This window comes from Kordia sp. (genome assembly GCF_050633145.1).
GTDB lineage: Bacteria > Bacteroidota > Bacteroidia > Flavobacteriales > Flavobacteriaceae > Kordia.
Map to the genome: position 1 here is coordinate 1 of NZ_JBOEFY010000037.1, position 18,580 is coordinate 18,580.

The following is an 18,580-nucleotide window of genomic DNA, read 5'->3' on the forward strand; positions in this document are numbered from 1 at the left end:
TTAGTTATCCTGTATTCAAATAACCAATCACACTCAAAAACGCACAAAATTTCGTGGATTTTTAACCATCAATAACTCCGTTTTTTTCTTTTCATTGACATGTGCATACATTTGAGTAACATTAATGGAACTGTGTCCCAAAAAATGTTGAATGTATCGAATGTCTACATCTTCTTCAAGCAATAAAGTAGCAAACGAATGTCGGAATACATGTGGCGTAATAGTTCGTTGAATGTCTGCTTTTAACGCATGTTTTTTAACCAATAAACGAACAGACTGCGTAGACAACGGATTTCCAAATCGGTTGATAAAAAAACACGAAGAAGTATCTATCAACTCCTGAAAAGACAAATAATTGTTTTGCAAAGCTTCTTTCGTAGCCTTATTGGTAATCGGAATATTCCGTTCTTTATTTCCTTTACCGAGAATTCGAATTGTCTCAAAATCTTTACCAATATTCACCATCTTCAAACTACACAATTCAGATACTCTGATCCCTGTAGCTAACAATAATTCCAACACTGCAATATTCCGAATCGCTTCTTTATATTGATACGATTTTTTAATAGAAATACGCTCTTTTTCCAAATATGCATACGCCAAAATAGCATTGATTTCAGTAATGGATAAAACTTTGGGCAACAGTCGTTCTAATTTGATTTTGATACGAACTTTATGAAACGGATTGTTCTCAATAGATTCTTCAAATTCTAAAAAGGAAAAAAATGTCTTCAACGTAGCAACTTTCCGTTTCATAGTACGTGATGCATACTTTGACAACATTTGCAAATACAACTTCAAATCCTCTTTGGTAATTTTAGCAATATCTTCTTTCTTAACAAACTCGTCAAACTGCCGTAAATCGGCTTCATAAGCTTTTAAGGTTTTTGGACTTAGTTTTTTTTCTATCTTACAATGAAACAGAAAAAAAGAAATCTCTTTTTTCATATATATGTGTTAGGTTCTAGGGGAATTATACAATGTTTAAAAAGCTAAAGATCACACATTTTTCGGATTAACACTAGGCTTTCAAAACGTTAAAATCATTCATGAAATTTAAAAAAACTGTATCTTGTTAGTCAAATTATATATACAGATGAAATCGCAGTCATGTGAATCCTATCTGATCATCTAATCAAAATAAAAAACAAATGAAACGCACCTCAATAGCCATTATGAGTAGTATTTTATTATTTGCTTCTTGCAAAGATACTACACCCGAAAAAAAACCAGAACCTAAAATGACAAAAAATCCTTTGTTAACCGAATGGAATACTCCACATGGTGTGCCGCCTTTCGATAAAATAAAAAGTAGCGATTACTTACCTGCTTTTAAAATTGCACTGAAAGAAAATCAAGATGAAATTACAGCGATTAGCGAAAGTACGGAAACACCAACCTTTCAAAATACGATTGAGGCACTTGAATTCAGCGGGAAATATTTGAGCAGATTGCAACGTATTTTTTATGCCGTAAACGGAGCAAATACAGATGATACTTTGAAAGCTGCCGCGAAAGAAATTACACCTGCAATGGCTGCTCATGGTGATTTTGTCAACTTAAATGCTAAATTATATGATCGTGTAAAAGCTGTATACGATCAAAAAGACAAGCTAAATCTATCACCAGAAGAAGCGCGTTTATTAGAAGAAACACACAAACGTTTTGTTCGTGCAGGAATTAGTTTGCAAGGAAAAGCACAGGATCGCTTACGCGAAATCAACAAACGATTGGCAAAACTAAGCGGTGATTTTAGCGAAAATTTGCTCGATGAAACCAACGCTTTCGAATATCATACAAAAGACAAAAAAGAACTCGGAAATCTTCCTGCGAGTTTAACTTCTTTAGCTGTTGAAGAAGCGAAAAACAGAAAGCATAAAGATGGATATTCGTTTACATTGCAACGTCCAAGCATCAATCCGTTTTTACAATCGTCTCCAAGCAGAGAAGCACGTAAAAAGTTATTTGATGGTTATGCAATGCGTGCCAACAACGACAATGACAATGATAACAAAGCTATTTTAAGTGAAATGGCAACGTTGCGTCTAGAAAAAGCAAAACTACTAGGGTATGAATCGCATGCAGCGTACATTCTTTCTGATAACATGGCAGAAACGCCAGAAGCTGTATACGGTTTTATGGATAAATTGTGGCCTTCTGCATTAGCGATGGCTAAATCGGAACGTGAAGCGTTGGCTAAAAAGATGAAAAGTGAAGGTGTTTCTGGAACTTTTGCAGGAAGCGATTGGAGACATTATGTAGAAAAAGTTCGTAAAGAACGTTACAATTTTGACGAAGAAGAAACGCGTCCGTACTTTGAAGTAAATGCTGTTAGAGATGGAGTTTTTGCATTAGCGAAAGAATTATTTGGTTTGACATTTAAGGAACGAAGCGACATTCCGAAATGGCATAAAGATCAACAAGTATTTGAAGTGTTGGAAGCAGATGGAAAACACTTAGGTATTATATATATGGACTTCTTTGCACGTCCAAGTAAACGCGGCGGTGCATGGATGAATGCTTTACGTAGTCAGATGAATGTGGACGGAATGGTTACTCCTATTGTAACAAACAACTTTAACTATCCGGCTCCTTCTGGAGATTCGCCTTCGTTACTATCCTTTACAGAAGCAGAAACCTTGTTCCACGAATTTGGACATGCGCTTCACGGATTGTTCTCGAATGTAAAATATGAATCTTTATCGGGAACGAATGTACCGAGAGATTTTGTAGAATTCCCATCGCAAGTAATGGAAAATTGGATGAGCGAACCACAAGTATTACGCATGTTTGCGAAACATTACAAAACAGGCGAAGTTATTCCTGATGTAATGATTAAAAAGATGAAAGATGCCAACTCTTTCAATGGTGGTTTTGCTACCGTTGAATATATGGCAGCAGCGTATTTAGATATGGCTTGGCATTCCAAAACAGAAGACATTCCTACCGACGTAAATGCTTTTGAAGCTGCGGCGATGAAGAAATTAGGCTTAATCGACGAAATTATTCCACGATATAGAAGTACATACTTCGGACATATATTTTCAAATCCTGTTGGATATTCTTCTGGATACTACAGTTACTTATGGTCAGAAGTATTAGATGCAGATGCTTTTCAAGCGTTTAAAGATACTGGAAACCTATTTGATCCAGCCACGGCAAAACGTTACCGCAAAATGTTAAGTATGGGCGGTTCGCAATTGGGAATGGATTTATACAAAGGATTCAGAGGTTCTGAACCAGAAATTGAACCATTATTAAAGAAAAAAGGGTTTAAATAATACCTCTTTTTTTACAATATAGTATTACATAAAAAATCTCTTAGAAATAAAACTCTAAGAGATTTTTTCATATCAGTTTTTCCTATCCGTCAAATACTCCTTTACAAGTTTCGCCTCCACAAAGAGATCTATCACTATTACAATACTCATTGCGAGTTCCTGTATTACAACAACCTGTTCCGCCTTGGCATGGCGCTTCACAACTAACTCCTCCAACTAAAGAATTAGAATGCAAATTACTAATCATGTGATGCTTTAATGCTAACTTTTTAAATGTTCTTTTTTTCATAATAATATATTTATTTATCATAAAATTATTGATACAATATTAAAACTTGCAGTATTTATGATTGCTTCTTGTACGTTTGTATACACTAGGACACATTCACATCTTTTTACGGTGAAATATTTCCATAAAAAAAAAGCCTGAACGTAATGTTCAGGCTTTTTTAATTTTTCAGAATCTTGAATTATGCTTCGAAAGGTTCGATTGACACGTAAGATCTGTTGTTTGATTTCTTTGTGAATTTCACAAGACCGTCTACTTTAGCATGTAATGTATGGTCTTTTCCCATATATACATTTTCTCCTGGATTGTGAGTAGTACCTCTTTGTCTAACGATGATATTACCAGCAATTGCTGCTTGTCCACCAAAAATCTTAACTCCTAATCGTTTCGATTCTGATTCTCTACCGTTTTTCGAACTACCAACTCCTTTTTTGTGAGCCATCTTAGTAAGGTTTTAAATTGTTATACTTAAGTGATATTGCAATTATGCTTTACCACCATCTAATTCATCTTGCCATTTCTTTAACTCATCCCACTTACCATCAGCAGCTAATTGAGCTTGTGCTGGCCAAGTATCTGTTACGTGTTTTCCACGAACAGTTGCGATGATTTCAGAAATTTTTGCTGCTTCAGTTTTCGCTAATTCAGCGAATGTTGAAATTCCAGCTTCTACTAAAGTTGATGCAATTTTAGGACCAATTCCTTCAATTTTCTTTAAATCATCTGCTTTAGCTGTTGCTTTCTTAGCTGCAGGCTTTGCTGCTGCTGGTTTAGCTTCTTCTTTCTTTGGTGCTGCTTTCTTAGCTCCAGAAGCTACAATGTTTTCAATAACAATTTCTGTTAAAGACTGACGGTGACCATTCTTAACACGGTAACCTTTACGTCTTTTTTTCTTGAAAACAATCACTTTATCACCTTTAAGGTGCTTTAAAACTTTTGCCTCTACTGCGGCTCCGTTTATAGCTGGGGCGCCAATAGTAACTTGTCCGTTGTCGTCTAATAAAAGAACATTGTCGAAAGTAACTTTCTTTCCTTCTTCTACTGCCAAACGATGAACAAATACTTTTTGATCTTTTGCAACTTTAAATTGCTGCCCTGCCATCTCTACAATTGCATACATAGCGTATCGTTTAATTAATTAATTTTATCCAAAAATGGACGCAAATATACATCTAATTAATTAATCTACAAACACTTCTATTATAGTTTATTGCTAATATTCCAACTTGGTTTAAATTTTTGCATAAATAACAGGCTCAAAACGACTGTAGAAGCAAAGCCTTCTATCAAAATAACGAACAATAAAAGTCCTGGTTCTGTAGCAACACTGCCTAAACTCATTTCCATTATTTTTTCGCCAAATGCTACATCAATATGAAATATATAAATTGCCATAAAAAAGGCAAAAACTATAGTTGCAATAAATCCTGAAAAGATTCCTGCTTTAAATCCTTCAAAATAATTAAAGTTAACTCCGCTTTCCTTTTTTACGTTTTTAATAATTTTATAAATCCCAAAAGCAACAATAACACCATTAAACAAACGCAACCAAGGATTTTCATGCAGTCCGAACATTCGTACAATTAAGAAATACGAAATAAGTGCCAAAGCTAATAAACCGCCATATTTTATTATTTTCTTTTCCATAATACCTAAAGTTTTTCGGTTAGTAATCAACTGATATTCTTTAAGATACGAAAAAATGGTGACTTACTAAAATAATCATAAATTTGACTGTTTACTTGTATGATGTAACAATTTTACAGAACTTGCGTCTCATCAAAAATAACTAAAAGTCAAAAAAGATTAATGCAATGAAAAAAAGACTATTTTCAATAGCTTCTTTATTGCTTGTAGGGTTTATTGCCCAAGCACAAGAAGTTAAGTTTGAAGAATACGATTTAGACAACGGTCTGCACGTAATTCTTCATCAAGACAACTCCGCTCCAGTAGTTACAACAGCAGTAATGTATGATGTTGGAGGAAAAGATTTAGGAGGAAACAACAATCCTAAACGTACTGGTTTTGCTCACTTTTTTGAGCATCTTTTATTTGAAGGAACTAAAAATATTGACCGCGGACAGTGGTTTAAAATTGTATCTTCAAACGGTGGAAGCAACAATGCAAACACTTCTAACGATAGAACATACTATTACGAAGTATTTCCTTCTAACAATCTTCAATTAGGTTTATGGATGGAATCAGAACGTATGTTACATCCTGTAATCAACCAAATTGGTGTAGACACGCAAAGTGAGGTTGTAAAAGAAGAAAAAAGACTACGCTATGACAATCAACCTTATGGACAAATACTATTCGTTATAAGTGAAAACATTTTCAAAAAGCATCCATACAAAAACAAAAACATTGGAGAAATGGAGCATTTAGATGCTGCTACTCTGGATGAATTTAAAGCGTACTTCAAAAAATTCTACGTTCCTAACAATGCAACACTTGTTGTAGCTGGCGACATTAATGTTGCTGAGACAAAAAAAATGATTAAAGATTACTTTGGTACTATTCCAAGAGGAAAAGATGTGGTAAGAAACTTTCCAAAAGAAGATGCTATCACAGAACAATCTAGAGTAAAATATGAAGATCCAAACATTCAAATTCCAGCAATTATAGCTGCATACAGAACACCTGGATTTACAACAAAAGATGCTCGTGTTTTGGACATGATTTCTACATATTTAAGTGGTGGAAAAAGTTCTAAACTATACAAGCGTTTGGTAGAAGATAAAAAAATGGCTTTGGCTGTACAAGCATTTAACTTTAGTCAAAAAGATTACGGTACATATGGTATATTTTCACTACCAATAGGAGAAAATACTTTGGATGATTTATTAGCTGAAATTGATGATGAAATTAAGAAGCTTCAAACAGAATTAATTTCTGAGAAAGATTATCAAAAACTTCAGAATAAGTTCGAAAATAACTTCGTAAACTCAAATTCTAGTGTAGAAGGTATTGCTAACTCTTTGGCAAGATTCAATGTAATGTATGGCGACACGAATTTAATCAATACGGAGATTGACATTTACAGATCTGTCACTAGAGAAGAAATAAGAGAAGTAGCGAACAAATATTTAAAAACAAATCAACGTGTGTTAGTAGAGTATTTACCTACTGAAAAAACACAAGAAAAAAAATAAAAAGATAACAGATGAAAACAAAGATATTTTCACTCCTTGTATTGTTTTTAGCATCGCTAACAATGCAAGCTCAAATAGATAGATCTGTACAGCCAAAACCAGGTCCAGCGCCAAAAGTTAATATTGGAAAGCCAACTACTTTTACTTTAAAGAATGGATTAACGGTAATGATTGTTGAAAACAACAAATTACCTCGTGTTTCTGCAACATTAACTATTGACAATCCATTAATTGTTGAAGGAAAAAAAGCAGGAGTTACTAGCTTAGTAGGTTCTTTATTAGGTAGTGGTTCTACTTCAATCTCTAAAGATGATTTTAACGAAGAAGTTGACTACTTAGGAGCTTCTTTAAATTTTGGTTCTCAGAGTGCTTCTGCACGTTCACTTTCAAAATATTTCCCAAGAATTATGGAATTAATGGCAGATGCTGCTTTGAATCCTAATTTCACGAAAGAAGATTTAGAAGCTGAAAGAGCTAAAATTTTAGAAGGCTTAAAATCTGACAAGAAAAATGTGAGCGCTGTCGCTGGAAGAGTTCAGTCTGTATTAGCATACGGTATAGATCACCCTTATGGAGAATTTGTTACTGAAGAAACTATCAATAGTGTAACACTTGATGATGTAAAAGCTTTTCACGGTAAATATTTCAAACCAGATAATGCATACTTAATTATTATCGGAGACGTAAAAGCTAGAGACGCTAAAAAATTAGTAAAGAAGCTTTTTAAGAAATGGGAAAAAGGAGCTATTGTTGCTGATACATTTAGTACTGCATCAAACCCAAATGCTACAGAAGTAAACTTCATCAACATGGGGAATGCTGTACAATCTGAATTAAGTGTTCAGAACACAGTAAATTTAACAATGAAGGATGACGACTACTTCCCTGTTTTAATTGCTAACAACATCTTAGGTGGTGGTGGAGAAGCACGTTTATTCAATAACTTACGTGAAGACAAAAAATTCACTTATGGTTCATACTCTAGTATTGGAAACAATAAAAAAACAATTTCTACTTTTAGAGCTACAGCAAGTGTACGTAACGCTGTAACTGATAGCGCAGTTGTAGAAATCTTAAAAGAGATTAAAAGTATTTCTACAGAGTTAGTTTCTGATGAAGAATTAAAGAATGTAAAAGCTAAATATGTTGGTAGATTTGTAACTGGAATTGAACGTCCTTCAACAATTGCTACCTATGCATTAAGCATTATTACACAAGATCTTCCTAAAGATTTCTACGAAACATACTTAGAAAAAATCGAAGCAGTTACAAAAGAAGATGTATTAAGAGCTGCTAAAAAATATTTCTTAAATGACAAACTACGTATTGTAGTAACTGGAAAAGGAAGTGAAGTTATTGATGCACTAGAAAATTTATCTTTTGGAGGAAAAAAGATTCCTGTTAAGTTTTACGATCAATACGGAGCACCAACAAAAAAGCCTGTATTCAAAAAACCAATTCCTGCTGGAGTTACTGCACAAACTGTAATTGACAACTATATCAATGCTATTGGTGGAAAAGATAAATTAATGACTGTAAGCACGCTTGTGCAAGAAATGGGCGCATCTTTCCAAGGAATGGACATGTCTATGGTGATGAAGCAAAAAAATCCAAATATGTTATCTGTTGATGTTAGCATTGCTGGAATGGGAAGTGTAAACAAACAAGTTTTTGATGGTGAAACAGGATACATGGCGGGTCAAGGTCAAAAAGCCGACATGCCAGCTGAAATGTTAGCTGATATGAAATCTAGAAAAGGATTGTTTGCAGAATTATATTATGATAGTAGCAAACTTACTTTAAAAGGAATTGAATCTGTTGATGGAAAAGATGCATATGCTGTTGTTATTGAAAAAGCAACTGGAGAAAAAACAACAAACTTTTATGATGTAAAAACTGGACTTAAAGTCAAAGAAACTAGCATGGTAAAAGGACAAGGAGGACAAGAAGTTCCTCAAGATCGTTTCTTTAGTGATTACACAGAAGTAGATGGAATAAAAATTCCTCATGGAATGGTTGTTCCTGCTGGAGGACAAAAAATAGAATTCTCTGTAATTTCAGTTAAGGTAAATGCGCCTTTAACAAAAGCTGATTTTCAATAGATAGAATCAAATAGTATATTAAAGAAGCCGGAAGTAATTCACTTTCGGCTTTTTTATGAGAATTAATCTTCGGTTTTCTTTGCTTTCTTATTCACTAAATACACACCTAGCAGAATAATAAATCCACCTAAGAATTGATATATACTAAATTTCTCACCTGCAAAAACGCCCCAAAATATTGCAATAATTGGCATTGTATATGTCACTGAAGAAGCAAAAACTGGACTCGAAATTTGAACCAATCTGCTATAAATAACTTTCGCAATAGCGGTTCCGAATAAAGATAAAATAACTACATAACCCAAAGCAATTTGCATGGCTTCATTATCTAGGATTTGATTAAAAAAACCTGTAAATATCAAAATCAATATCGCTGGAATGATGATGATGACAAAGTTCCCTGTCACTATTGCCAACGCGTTTACATCATTCAAATACTTTTTAATCATATTCACATTCAAACCATAACCAATAGTTGCCAATAGTACAAAAGCGCTGTACCAATAATTTTGACTCTCATGAAAAGTTGCACCCGCAAAAATCAGTACCAATGCACCAACCAAACCGATCAACACACCTAAAATTTGTCTTTTAGAAACTGCTACTCCAAAAAATAATATTCCGAAAACAATTGTATGTAAAGGCACCAGCGAATTTAGCATACTTGTTACAGCACTATCTAACTGTTCTTGTGCTAATGCAAATAAAAACACAGGAAATAATGATCCAGCCATCGCTGTCCAAAAAATCCATTTCCACTGTGGACGCTTAATGAGTTTTACTTTATTCAATCCAACAGAAAACAAAAAAATAGCTGTAACAGTTATTCGCAACGCACCTACTTGCACAAAGCCCAATCCTTCTACAGCTTTATCTATGAGAATAAAAGAACTTCCCCAAATTAATGACAGTAAGGCAAGATAAATCCACTTTAATTTTGCATTATCCATAGTTGTATTTCCTAAGACCACACAAAAGTCTGACAATTATTTCTAATATTTCATTCATATTTCCTTAATTTTGTAATGAACTCATAAGCAAAAATTATATTGACATTCAATATAGTTACTAAATAAAATAAGAATGAAAAAAATAGTATTTGTATGCGCAATGGCATTAGCTATTGTAAGTTGTAAAAACAACACTACACCCGAAACAATATCAGTTGACACACAAACGAAAACTGTAAAAAAAGAAACTAGCAAATCAGATCTTGCTGCAAACTACAACAAAGCCGAATTAAAAATTGAAGGAATGAGTTGTGCAATGAGTTGTGCAAAGCGTATCGAAGGCAAATTAGCGGCCATGGAAGGTGTAAAATCTGCTAAGGTAGATTTCGATCAGAAATTAGCAATGGTTGAATACAACGACGAGAAAGTTAATTTAGATGCATTGACAAACACCGTAACTAAAGTTGCTGGCGATTATAAAGTATCGGATATTAAAAACGTAGAAGCATTTTCTAAAAAATGTGGAGCAGATTGTAAAAAAGAATGCTGCACTAAAAAAGGCGAAACAAAAGAAGCTTGTAAAGCCGATTGCAAGAAAAAATGTTGTACAGAGAAAGATGCTAAAAAAGTAGCCTGTGCAGAAGATTGCAAAAAAGAATGCTGCGTTAAAAAAGCGTAAATACCACAAAACATATCACTTACAAAAAGTCGTCACAATTGGCGACTTTTTTTGTGTTTTTACTTGAATATGATTCACTCCTAAACTACCTTTGCAACGTATTATTCTACACGTGAAAACTATTTGGGCACATATCTTTATTTTACTCTACGTAACTGCCATGTTACGCCCTGTAATGCCTTTAGCAAACTATCTGATCAATCAAGATTATATTGCTGAATTTTTATGTATTAATAAAGATAAACCTGAGCTTGAATGTAATGGTAAATGTTATTTGGCAGAACAGTTAAAAAAAGCTTCCGAAGAAAAGGAAAAAAATCTACCTGCTATTGTCATGGAAGAATATCCTATCGGACTTGTATCTTTCATTTCGTTTCAAACTTCAACTAGTACAAAAATAATTACACAAGCAAACTTTAGATACACCAATAACTATGCATTTGCGTATCTAAATTCGGTTTTTCATCCACCAACCTTTAATTCATAACATTAATACTTTTTTTAAACCTTAGCGTCACTTCGAGTGAAATTTCATAGAGATTTTGTATCGAGAAGTACTTCACAGCTAGTATTCTAGCATTTTAGACACTTCTTTACAGCTGTGAGTCATTTCTTTGATTGACGAAACTTGGTATAAATTATTAATGTTTACATAGTACTTTTTCTGCTTTTTTAGATGGTTTCTAAACGATCTGAAAGCACCTATTATGAATTAAAATCAAAACAATTTCGTTGCACATTTTAATACAAAGAATACTGTGTGCAACACTTTTACACCTAACAATACACAGATGAAAAATATACTATCTGCTATCATATTCATAGCAGCAACATTCGCATACGCACAAGAAACGCAAGACACAACTACAAAATGGACTGGAAGCAGACCAGACGGACACGCGCCAATCTCAGTAATGGGCGATCATACACACGGAAAAGGAGAAATTATGTTTAGTTATCGCTATATGTACATGAATATGGAAGACCTGAATCGCGGAAGTGAAAACACAACTTTTGCCGACGCTTTATCAAACTATATGGTAACACCAACAAAAATGCCAATGCAAATGCACATGTTGGGCGCAATGTACGCACCAAGCGACAAAGTAACTTTAATGGTCATGGCAAATTACCTAACAAGTGAAATGGATCATATAACTCGCATGGGCGGAATGTTTACTACGGAAGCTTCTGGTTTGGGAGATACTAAAGTCGCAGCTCTTTACAAGTTCTTCAACAAAGACAGACAGCAATTACACGCACAAATTGGAGTTTCATTGCCAACAGGAAGCATTGATGAGCAAGATGCAACACCAGCTTCTGAGCCAAACCAAGTGCTTCTTCCTTATCCAATGCAAATTGGTAGCGGAACGTTTGATGGTGAATTAGCCGTAACCTATTTAAAACAATGGAATAAATTTTCGTTTGGAACACAAGCAAGAACAACGCTTCGCTTCGGAAAAAACGACAATGACTATCGTTTAGGAAATCGCTACAGCTTGAACAATTGGGCAGCTTTTACAGCAACAAAATGGATCAGTTTTTCTGGAAGAGTTGAAATTGGTGCAATTGACAGAATTGAAGGTGCAAATTCTGTGTTGAATCCTATGATGGTGATTACAGCTGATACACAAAACTCAGGAATGACCTATGCAAATGCAGGACTTGGCTTCAATTTATATGCCTTTAAAGGTTCGTTGAAAAATGTACGTTTCGGATTTGAAGCCTCGTTACCAATTTTTCAAAACATGAACGGAATTCAATTGCGCAACAAAGAAACTTTAACATTTGGATTGCAATATGCGTTCAAATAGTATTCTCTAAGCTTCTTGATAAAAGTCCTCAATCGATTATGATTGAGGGCTTTTTATTTATACGATTAATAACAGTAAACCCCAGGAGGACAAATTGAATGAGATGGACAGAAGCATGAATGGTTTGGATCTATACCGCCCTTTGTTTCCAAAGAATTAAAATCTGTAATCGTTTTTTTAGTAAAAGCAAGGTTTTTGATTCGTGATTTTTTCATGATACTATATTTTTGGTTAATAATGGTAAGAAGGTATGACAACAAATTACGAACCCACTACGGGAACACCGTAATTAACATCTATAAACCAAAAACGCTCGCACCGAGCTTGCCGAAGTGAACAATCCACGAGCAAAGCGAGTTCACTCCTTCCACTCCAACGATTCAATCAACTTTCGAATATCTTTTTTAATATACATAACGGCAGGATAAATAGAATCGTAATTTGGTCGTGCATTAAAGTATAGTGAACCTGTTAAGAAGTGACTTGTACTATCTGTTACATAAAATTGTGCTTGCGAAGCGGCATTTCCTTCCACTTCATACACCATTCCGTATACGCCTTGTTCTTTATTATCATAAATTGTAGGCTCAATATTATCAGCTTTTACAGCATGTTCATACGTTAACTTTTGTACATCTTCAAGCAATTGATTTAAGTTTCCGTTTACTGGTACATACGATAAGTGTAGTGTTCCGTTTAAAGCTGGATATTCTAAGTTAATCCAACAATTTTTCTTCGGATCAATCAGTGCAAGTTCGTTTTTATCAAACGTATACGGACAATCCGATTGCACTTTTGCATACTTTGGTGTTGGATATTGCAAGCGTAGAAAAGCATTTGGTTTTGGCAATACTTCGCCTTCACACGAACTAAAAAGAATACTTACTAATAAAAAGATGCTTGTGTATTTTATAATGTTCATTCTTTCAGAGTTACTTTTACTTGTTTCAATCGTTTATTATCAATTACTTCCACAGTAAACGTATAATTACCAAAGTTTATTTTATCTCGCACTTTTGGAAAACCTCTAAAAATCTCCAACACAAAACCTGCCACCGTTTCCGATTCACCTTTATGTGATTCAAATTCTGAATTGTCTTCCAATCCGATAATCTTATAGAAATCTTTTAAATTGGTTTTTCCTTCAAAGACATAGTTTTTATCGTCTATTTTGGAATAGTGTACATCTTCATCGTCAAACTCGTCACTAATATCACCTACAATTTCTTCAATAACATCTTCCAAAGACACCAAACCTGAAGTTCCTCCATATTCATCAACCACAATTGCCAAATGAATTTTCTTCTCTTGAAATTCGCGTAATAAATCATCTAACTTTTTATTCTCAGGTACAAAATACGCATCGCGCAAAAGCGTTGTCCATTTATAATTTTTCGCATCAATATGTGGAATTAAATCTTTTACATATAAAATTCCCAAAATATCATCCAAACTATCTTTATACACAGGAATTCGTGAGTACCCTTTTTTAGTAATTTCACTCAAAACGGCTTCAAACGTCATGCTTTCTTTCAAGGCAAAAACATCCATTCGTGGCTGCATCACTTGTTTGGTATCTGTATTTCCAAAGGACACAATTCCTTGTAAAATTTTCTGTTCTTCTTTCGTTGTTTCGTCTTCTGAAGTCAATTCTAATGCTTGCGACAACTGATCTACTGAAAGATTGGAACGACGTTTTCCAAGTTTTTTCTGAATTAATCCGGAAACAAAACTCATTGGCATACTAATAGGCGCAAACAATTTATCCAATACATTCAGTGGATATGCCATCATTGCTGAAAACTTATGTTTATTACGACTTGCATATACTTTGGGAAGAATTTCACCAAAAAGTAAAATTAAAAAAGTAACGACTCCAATTTTTATTACCCAACGAAACCATTCTGGAGAGATTTCTGCAAAAAACTTATCACTAAGAGAAGCAAATAATAAAACGGTAGCAATATTAATAAAGTTATTAGCGACTAAAATGGTTCCTAACAACCTTCTTGGTTTTCGAAGTAATTTTGCTGCAAGTCGTAAACTTGCCGAATCAGATTCCTCAGCTTCATTTATTTCGGTTTGTGATAACGAAAACAGTGCTACTTCTGCACCAGAAATTAAGGCAGAGCAAAACAGTAAGACACCAAAAAAAACAATCTTGAAAATATCGAGTCCTTCAATGGACGCTAAAAAGATTAGTAAACTGGGTTCTGGATCCAACATCTAAATGATTAATTATACTTCGATTAAAATGGTAGATCATCATTATCATCAACAGGTGTAGCTTGTGGCGTATGCTGTTGTGGTTGTTGAGCTGGTTGTGCAGCTTGATGATTCGTAGTTGTATTTGCAGAAGGTTTTGTTGCCGCTGCATTGGATTGCGATTCTTGTTTGGTAGACAAAAATGTAAAATCGGTTACTTGAATTTCTGTAGTATAGCGTGTGTTTCCATCTTCGCCTTGCCATTGTCTATTTTTCAAACGACCTTCTACATATATTTTATCTCCTTTACTTAGGTATTTTTCACAAATTTCTGCGGCTTTATTTCGCACAACAACATTGTGCCAATCTGTATTTACAACGCGTTCACCAGTTTGCTTATTTGTGTACGAATCGTTGGTTGCTATCGGAAAACGCCCAATACAACCGCCACCTTCAAAGTAATGCATTTTTACTTCATCGCCCAAGTGCCCTATCAACATTACTTTATTTAGTGTTCCGCTCATTGTTTTAAATTTATGTGTATAATCAAATGTACTAAAAAACCTTTAAAAATTGAATTCTTCAATGAAGTTTCCAATTAGGATTGGTACAGGATATTTTCTAATTTCCTGCAAAAGTATTCCTTTTTTTAAAGTATCAGTAGTTTCTACAATCCAAAATGTAGTATGTAAATGCTGATGTGATAGTTTATGAATCTTTTCCTTCTTATTAAATTGTGTAATAGAATAGTCGTTAATATTTATTAATTTTTCTATTTCGGATTGATACAACTCAATGTTTTCAATTGACTTTTCTGTTTCTAGTAGTGGGAACTGATACAATCCTTGCCAAATTCCTTTTCCTTTGCGTTCCTCCAGAAGCGTCTCTGTTTCGTTTGAAATTACTACAATATAATTGAACCAACGATGTTTTATCTTTGTTTTTTTCAGCTTTACAGGCAACATACCAACACGCTGATTCTTTAAACCTTCGCAACTTTCATTCAATGGACATATAATACAATATGGACTTTGCGGTTTGCATTGCACAGCGCCAAACTCCATAATTGCCTGATTAAAATTTGCAGGATCGTCATGATCTACCACTTCAAAAGCCAATTCTTTAAACTTTTTTACGCCTTCAGTACTATTAATAGGTGTATCAACATCAAAATAGCGAGACAAAACACGGTACACATTTCCATCAACTACGGGCGCAACTTCGTCAAAACAGATAGAAGCAATAGCACTTGCGGTATAATCGCCAACACCTTTTAGCTTTAAAAGTTCCTTATAACTACATGGAAACTGTCCATTATAATTATCTACAATATCTTTTGCAGTGTAATGCAAGTTGCGTGCGCGCGAATAATAACCGAGTCCTTGCCACAACTTTAACACTTGTGATTCTTCGGCTTTCGCCAGATCGTACACTGTTGGAAATGCTTCTGTAAACTTCTCATAATAAGGAAGTCCCTGCGCTACGCGGGTTTGTTGTAACATAATTTCAGACAGCCAAATTCGGTACGGATCTTTGGTTTTTCGCCATGGTAAATCGCGCTTATTTTGGAAATACCAATGTATAATTTCTTTAGAAAAGTTCATCAAATCAAAATAATACGCAAAAATAAATGTTTATATCGTTAAATTTTAATCAATTAGAACATAAATATTATCTAATTAATTATATATTTGCATCCCTTAATTTTATAAAAAATAAATAAAAATATATTAAAATGACGAAAGCGGACATCGTAGCAAAGATTTCAGAAAAACTAGGAATGGAGAAGAGTGAAGTACAGGCAACTGTTGAAACTTTTATGGAAGAAGTGAAGAACTCTTTAGAAGGTGGAGACAATGTTTACTTAAGAGGTTTTGGTAGCTTTATTATCAAAACAAGAGCTGAAAAAACTGGAAGAAACATCTCTAAAAATACAACAATCAAAATTCCTGCACACAACATCCCTGCATTCAAGCCTGCAAAAATCTTTGTTGAAGGAGTAAAAGACAACGTTAAAGTAAAGTAATTAAAAGAATAATTTATTAATTAAAAACATAGAGCATTATGCCAAGTGGTAAAAAAAGAAAAAGACACAAGGTGGCTACGCATAAGCGTAAAAAGAGAAGAAGAGCTAACCGCCACAAGAAGAAGTAGTTTATAATAAACTACTTCTTTGTTTTATAGCTAAAACAAAAAACGTTCTTTGAAAAAAAATTACATATTGAGGTAAGCACTACTGTCTTGTGCTTGCATTCTCTTTGTGTACATTTTATTAGGTAAAAACAATACCTGTGAAAATTGTTTAATCCATCTGTACATTTATGTATGGATAAAAATTAAATCAGAGTGAATAAAGAATTAATAATTAGATCCAATTCCTCTGAAGTTGATTTTGCCTTGCTAAAGGATGGAAAACTTATTGAATTACATAAGGAAGCAGATAATAATGACTTTGCAGTTGGAGACGTATTTCTTGCTAAAATAAGAAAACCCGTTTCAGGACTTAATGCAGCTTTTGTAAACGTAGGCTACGAAAAAGATGCCTTTTTACATTATCATGATTTAGGACCACAACTTCTTTCCTTATTAAAATTTATAAAACGTGTAAGCACAGGTAAATTAAAAGATTATACATTAAAAAACTTTCCGTTTGAAACCAATATTGACAAAAATGGTAGCATCATGGATGCTGTAAAAGCCAATCAATCAATATTAGTTCAAATTGTGAAAGAGCCAATTTCAACCAAAGGTCCTAGAATTAGTTCTGAACTTTCTATTGCTGGTCGATATATTGTACTTGTTCCATTTTCGGAACGTGTTTCCATATCGCAAAAAATAGAAAGCAAGGAAGAAAAGGATCGATTAAAACGTTTGGTACTCAGTATCAAGCCTAAAGGTTTTGGCGTTATTGTACGTACAGTAGCTGAAGGTAAAAAAGTAGCTGAATTGGACCAAGATTTACAAAATTTGTTGACCAAATGGTCTACAATGTGTAAAAAATTGTATAAAGCTGAGCATCCTTCGAAAGTATTAAGTGAAATGAACAAAGCCTCTTCTATTTTAAGAGACATATTTAATGAGTCATTCACAGGAATTCAAGTCGATGATGAAGATCTTTATTACGAGATTAAAGAATACGTGCAGAAGATTGCACCAAAAAAAGAGTCTATTGTAAAATTGTACCAATCTAAAGTTCCACCCTTTGAAAAATATGGTGTAGAACGACAAATTAAAACCTCTTTTGGAAAAACAGTTTCCATGAGTAAAGGCGCTTATTTAGTAATAGAACACACTGAAGCATTACATGTTATTGATGTAAACAGTGGAAACCGTTCTAACAAAGCCAAAACACAAGAGGACACTGCATTAGAAGTCAACATGATTGCCGCAAAAGAAATTGCTAGGCAACTCCGTTTACGAGATATGGGAGGAATCATCGTAATCGACTTTATCGATATGACCAATGCAGATCACCGCAGAACTCTATTTGATCATTTGAAGACAGAAATGAAAGATGATAGAGCGAAACATAAAATATTACCTCCAAGTAAATTTGGTTTGGTACAAATTACGCGACAAAGAGTACGACCAGAAGTAAATATTAAGACACGAGAAGTAAATCCGAATGGAAGTGGTAGCGAAGTGGAAGCTCCAATACTTATCGTTGATAAAATTACAACTGATCTAGAAAGAATTTTAGCCAATAAAGATGGCTATAACGGAGTTACGTTAAACACGCATCCTTTTATTGCGGCGTATCTCACAAAAGGATTTCCATCCATCCGTTTTAAGTGGTATATGAATCATAAAAAATGGGTAAAAATATTACCAAGAGATGCTTACACGTATCTAGAATATCGTTTTAAAGATAAAAACGATGAAGTTTATAAATAACAAAAAGCGACCATCACTGGTCGCTTTTTTTGTTTGTGGTTGTTATTTACCTTTATAACATATTATGAATATATTTTAATATCTTATTAGAAATTTTACTTGTAATCTATTATTAATGTAATGAGTTAGATTAGAATTAGAAATTTTGAACCTATACGCAAAGGCTTGGAGGAAAATGTAGATTGAAAAAAATCTAACCTACCGAAAATCT

General features: G+C 33.9%; 18 protein-coding genes. 8 read left to right on the forward strand and 10 right to left on the reverse strand.

Translation table 11 applies throughout. The features are described from left to right. Positions 1–33 precede the first annotated feature (33 nt). Entirely contained in the window at positions 34–948 is a 915-nt protein-coding gene (locus tag ACRBBL_RS17225) for a tyrosine-type recombinase/integrase (RefSeq protein WP_431370317.1), read from the reverse strand. Positions 949–1,151: 203 nt separating this feature from the next. On the opposite strand from ACRBBL_RS17225, the gene ACRBBL_RS17230 reads away from it, so the two are divergent. After that, positions 1,152–3,281, forward strand: a complete 2,130-nt coding sequence (locus ACRBBL_RS17230; protein ID WP_431370318.1) for a M3 family metallopeptidase — start codon at positions 1,152–1,154, stop codon at positions 3,279–3,281. 82 nt (positions 3,282–3,363) lie between these two features. On the opposite strand, the gene ACRBBL_RS17235 is transcribed toward ACRBBL_RS17230, so the two are convergent. The 4 genes from ACRBBL_RS17235 to ACRBBL_RS17250 all read right to left on the reverse strand — a co-directional run bounded on the left by ACRBBL_RS17235 (position 3,364) and on the right by ACRBBL_RS17250 (position 5,217). Beyond that, the gene (locus ACRBBL_RS17235) at positions 3,364–3,570 is read right to left on the reverse strand and encodes a hypothetical protein (RefSeq protein WP_431370319.1); all 207 of its coding nucleotides are present in this window, start codon (positions 3,568–3,570) and stop codon (positions 3,364–3,366) included. Between the two features lie 181 nt (positions 3,571–3,751). Further along, positions 3,752–4,012, reverse strand: coding sequence for a 50S ribosomal protein L27 (rpmA, locus tag ACRBBL_RS17240; RefSeq protein WP_431370320.1), 261 nt, complete (start codon positions 4,010–4,012; stop codon positions 3,752–3,754). Between the two features lie 42 nt (positions 4,013–4,054). Further along, positions 4,055–4,690, reverse strand: coding sequence for a 50S ribosomal protein L21 (gene rplU / locus ACRBBL_RS17245; protein ID WP_431370321.1), 636 nt, complete (start codon positions 4,688–4,690; stop codon positions 4,055–4,057). Positions 4,691–4,770: 80 nt separating this feature from the next. Continuing rightward, positions 4,771–5,217 (reverse strand): DUF4199 family protein, encoded by a 447-nt coding sequence (locus ACRBBL_RS17250; protein WP_431370322.1) that lies wholly within the window; start codon positions 5,215–5,217, stop codon positions 4,771–4,773. Positions 5,218–5,384: 167 nt separating this feature from the next. Here ACRBBL_RS17250 and ACRBBL_RS17255 point away from each other — a divergent pair, with 167 nt between their 5' ends. Continuing rightward, positions 5,385–6,725, forward strand: a complete 1,341-nt coding sequence (locus ACRBBL_RS17255; RefSeq protein ID WP_431370323.1) for a M16 family metallopeptidase — start codon at positions 5,385–5,387, stop codon at positions 6,723–6,725. 11 nt (positions 6,726–6,736) lie between these two features. Continuing rightward, positions 6,737–8,827 (forward strand): M16 family metallopeptidase, encoded by a 2,091-nt coding sequence (locus ACRBBL_RS17260; RefSeq protein WP_431370324.1) that lies wholly within the window; start codon positions 6,737–6,739, stop codon positions 8,825–8,827. 62 nt (positions 8,828–8,889) lie between these two features. Here ACRBBL_RS17260 and ACRBBL_RS17265 read toward each other — a convergent pair whose 3' ends face one another. Further along, positions 8,890–9,813, reverse strand: a complete 924-nt coding sequence (locus ACRBBL_RS17265) for a DMT family transporter (protein WP_431370325.1) — start codon at positions 9,811–9,813, stop codon at positions 8,890–8,892. Positions 9,814–9,910: 97 nt separating this feature from the next. Here ACRBBL_RS17265 and ACRBBL_RS17270 point away from each other — a divergent pair, with 97 nt between their 5' ends. The 3 genes from ACRBBL_RS17270 to ACRBBL_RS17280 all read left to right on the forward strand — a co-directional run bounded on the left by ACRBBL_RS17270 (position 9,911) and on the right by ACRBBL_RS17280 (position 12,270). Next, positions 9,911–10,456, forward strand: coding sequence for a heavy-metal-associated domain-containing protein (locus ACRBBL_RS17270; protein ID WP_431370326.1), 546 nt, complete (start codon positions 9,911–9,913; stop codon positions 10,454–10,456). Between the two features lie 112 nt (positions 10,457–10,568). Beyond that, on the forward strand, positions 10,569–10,943 hold the full coding sequence (locus ACRBBL_RS17275) for a hypothetical protein (protein ID WP_431370327.1): 375 nt from the start codon (positions 10,569–10,571) through the stop codon (positions 10,941–10,943). A 304-nt stretch (positions 10,944–11,247) separates the two neighbouring features. After that, the gene (locus tag ACRBBL_RS17280) at positions 11,248–12,270 is read left to right on the forward strand and encodes a transporter (protein ID WP_431370328.1); all 1,023 of its coding nucleotides are present in this window, start codon (positions 11,248–11,250) and stop codon (positions 12,268–12,270) included. A 358-nt stretch (positions 12,271–12,628) separates the two neighbouring features. Here the strand turns inward: ACRBBL_RS17280 and gldD are convergent, their stop codons facing one another. The 4 genes from gldD to mutY are packed head-to-tail and all read right to left on the reverse strand — an operon-like array spanning position 12,629 to position 16,079. Next, positions 12,629–13,192: a gliding motility lipoprotein GldD gene (gldD, locus tag ACRBBL_RS17285; protein ID WP_431370329.1), complete on the reverse strand. Its 564-nt coding sequence runs from the start codon at positions 13,190–13,192 to the stop codon at positions 12,629–12,631. After that, positions 13,189–14,493: a gliding motility-associated protein GldE gene (locus tag ACRBBL_RS17290; protein WP_431370400.1), complete on the reverse strand. Its 1,305-nt coding sequence runs from the start codon at positions 14,491–14,493 to the stop codon at positions 13,189–13,191. Before ACRBBL_RS17290 ends, gldD begins: the two co-directional genes overlap by 4 nt. 26 nt (positions 14,494–14,519) lie before the next feature. Next, entirely contained in the window at positions 14,520–14,999 is a 480-nt protein-coding gene (locus ACRBBL_RS17295; protein WP_431370330.1) for a single-stranded DNA-binding protein, read from the reverse strand. 42 nt (positions 15,000–15,041) lie between these two features. Beyond that, entirely contained in the window at positions 15,042–16,079 is a 1,038-nt protein-coding gene (gene mutY, locus ACRBBL_RS17300) for an A/G-specific adenine glycosylase (RefSeq protein WP_431370331.1), read from the reverse strand. Between the two features lie 131 nt (positions 16,080–16,210). Between mutY and ACRBBL_RS17305 the strand changes: the two genes are divergently transcribed. After that, positions 16,211–16,501, forward strand: a complete 291-nt coding sequence (locus tag ACRBBL_RS17305) for an HU family DNA-binding protein (protein ID WP_108115657.1) — start codon at positions 16,211–16,213, stop codon at positions 16,499–16,501. A gap of 320 nt (positions 16,502–16,821) precedes the next feature. Continuing rightward, entirely contained in the window at positions 16,822–18,369 is a 1,548-nt protein-coding gene (locus tag ACRBBL_RS17310) for an Rne/Rng family ribonuclease (protein ID WP_431370332.1), read from the forward strand. Positions 18,370–18,580 lie beyond the last annotated feature (211 nt).

Bases quoted from the DNA above. Each gene is read 5' to 3' on its own strand.
- ACRBBL_RS17280 (WP_431370328.1), top strand. From the start codon at position 11,248: ATGAAAAATATACTATCTGCTATCATATTCATAGCAGCAACATTCGCA.
- ACRBBL_RS17230 (WP_431370318.1), top strand. From the start codon at position 1,152: ATGAAACGCACCTCAATAGCCATTATGAGTAGTATTTTATTATTTGCT.
- ACRBBL_RS17225 (WP_431370317.1), bottom strand. From the start codon at position 948: ATGAAAAAAGAGATTTCTTTTTTTCTGTTTCATTGTAAGATAGAAAAA.
- mutY (WP_431370331.1), bottom strand. From the start codon at position 16,079: ATGAACTTTTCTAAAGAAATTATACATTGGTATTTCCAAAATAAGCGC.
- gldD (WP_431370329.1), bottom strand. From the start codon at position 13,192: ATGAACATTATAAAATACACAAGCATCTTTTTATTAGTAAGTATTCTT.
- rpmA (WP_431370320.1), bottom strand. From the start codon at position 4,012: ATGGCTCACAAAAAAGGAGTTGGTAGTTCGAAAAACGGTAGAGAATCA.
- ACRBBL_RS17250 (WP_431370322.1), bottom strand. From the start codon at position 5,217: ATGGAAAAGAAAATAATAAAATATGGCGGTTTATTAGCTTTGGCACTT.
- ACRBBL_RS17260 (WP_431370324.1), top strand. From the start codon at position 6,737: ATGAAAACAAAGATATTTTCACTCCTTGTATTGTTTTTAGCATCGCTA.
- ACRBBL_RS17305 (WP_108115657.1), top strand. From the start codon at position 16,211: ATGACGAAAGCGGACATCGTAGCAAAGATTTCAGAAAAACTAGGAATG.
- ACRBBL_RS17295 (WP_431370330.1), bottom strand. From the start codon at position 14,999: ATGAGCGGAACACTAAATAAAGTAATGTTGATAGGGCACTTGGGCGAT.
- ACRBBL_RS17235 (WP_431370319.1), bottom strand. From the start codon at position 3,570: ATGAAAAAAAGAACATTTAAAAAGTTAGCATTAAAGCATCACATGATT.
- rplU (WP_431370321.1), bottom strand. From the start codon at position 4,690: ATGTATGCAATTGTAGAGATGGCAGGGCAGCAATTTAAAGTTGCAAAA.
- ACRBBL_RS17270 (WP_431370326.1), top strand. From the start codon at position 9,911: ATGAAAAAAATAGTATTTGTATGCGCAATGGCATTAGCTATTGTAAGT.
- ACRBBL_RS17255 (WP_431370323.1), top strand. From the start codon at position 5,385: ATGAAAAAAAGACTATTTTCAATAGCTTCTTTATTGCTTGTAGGGTTT.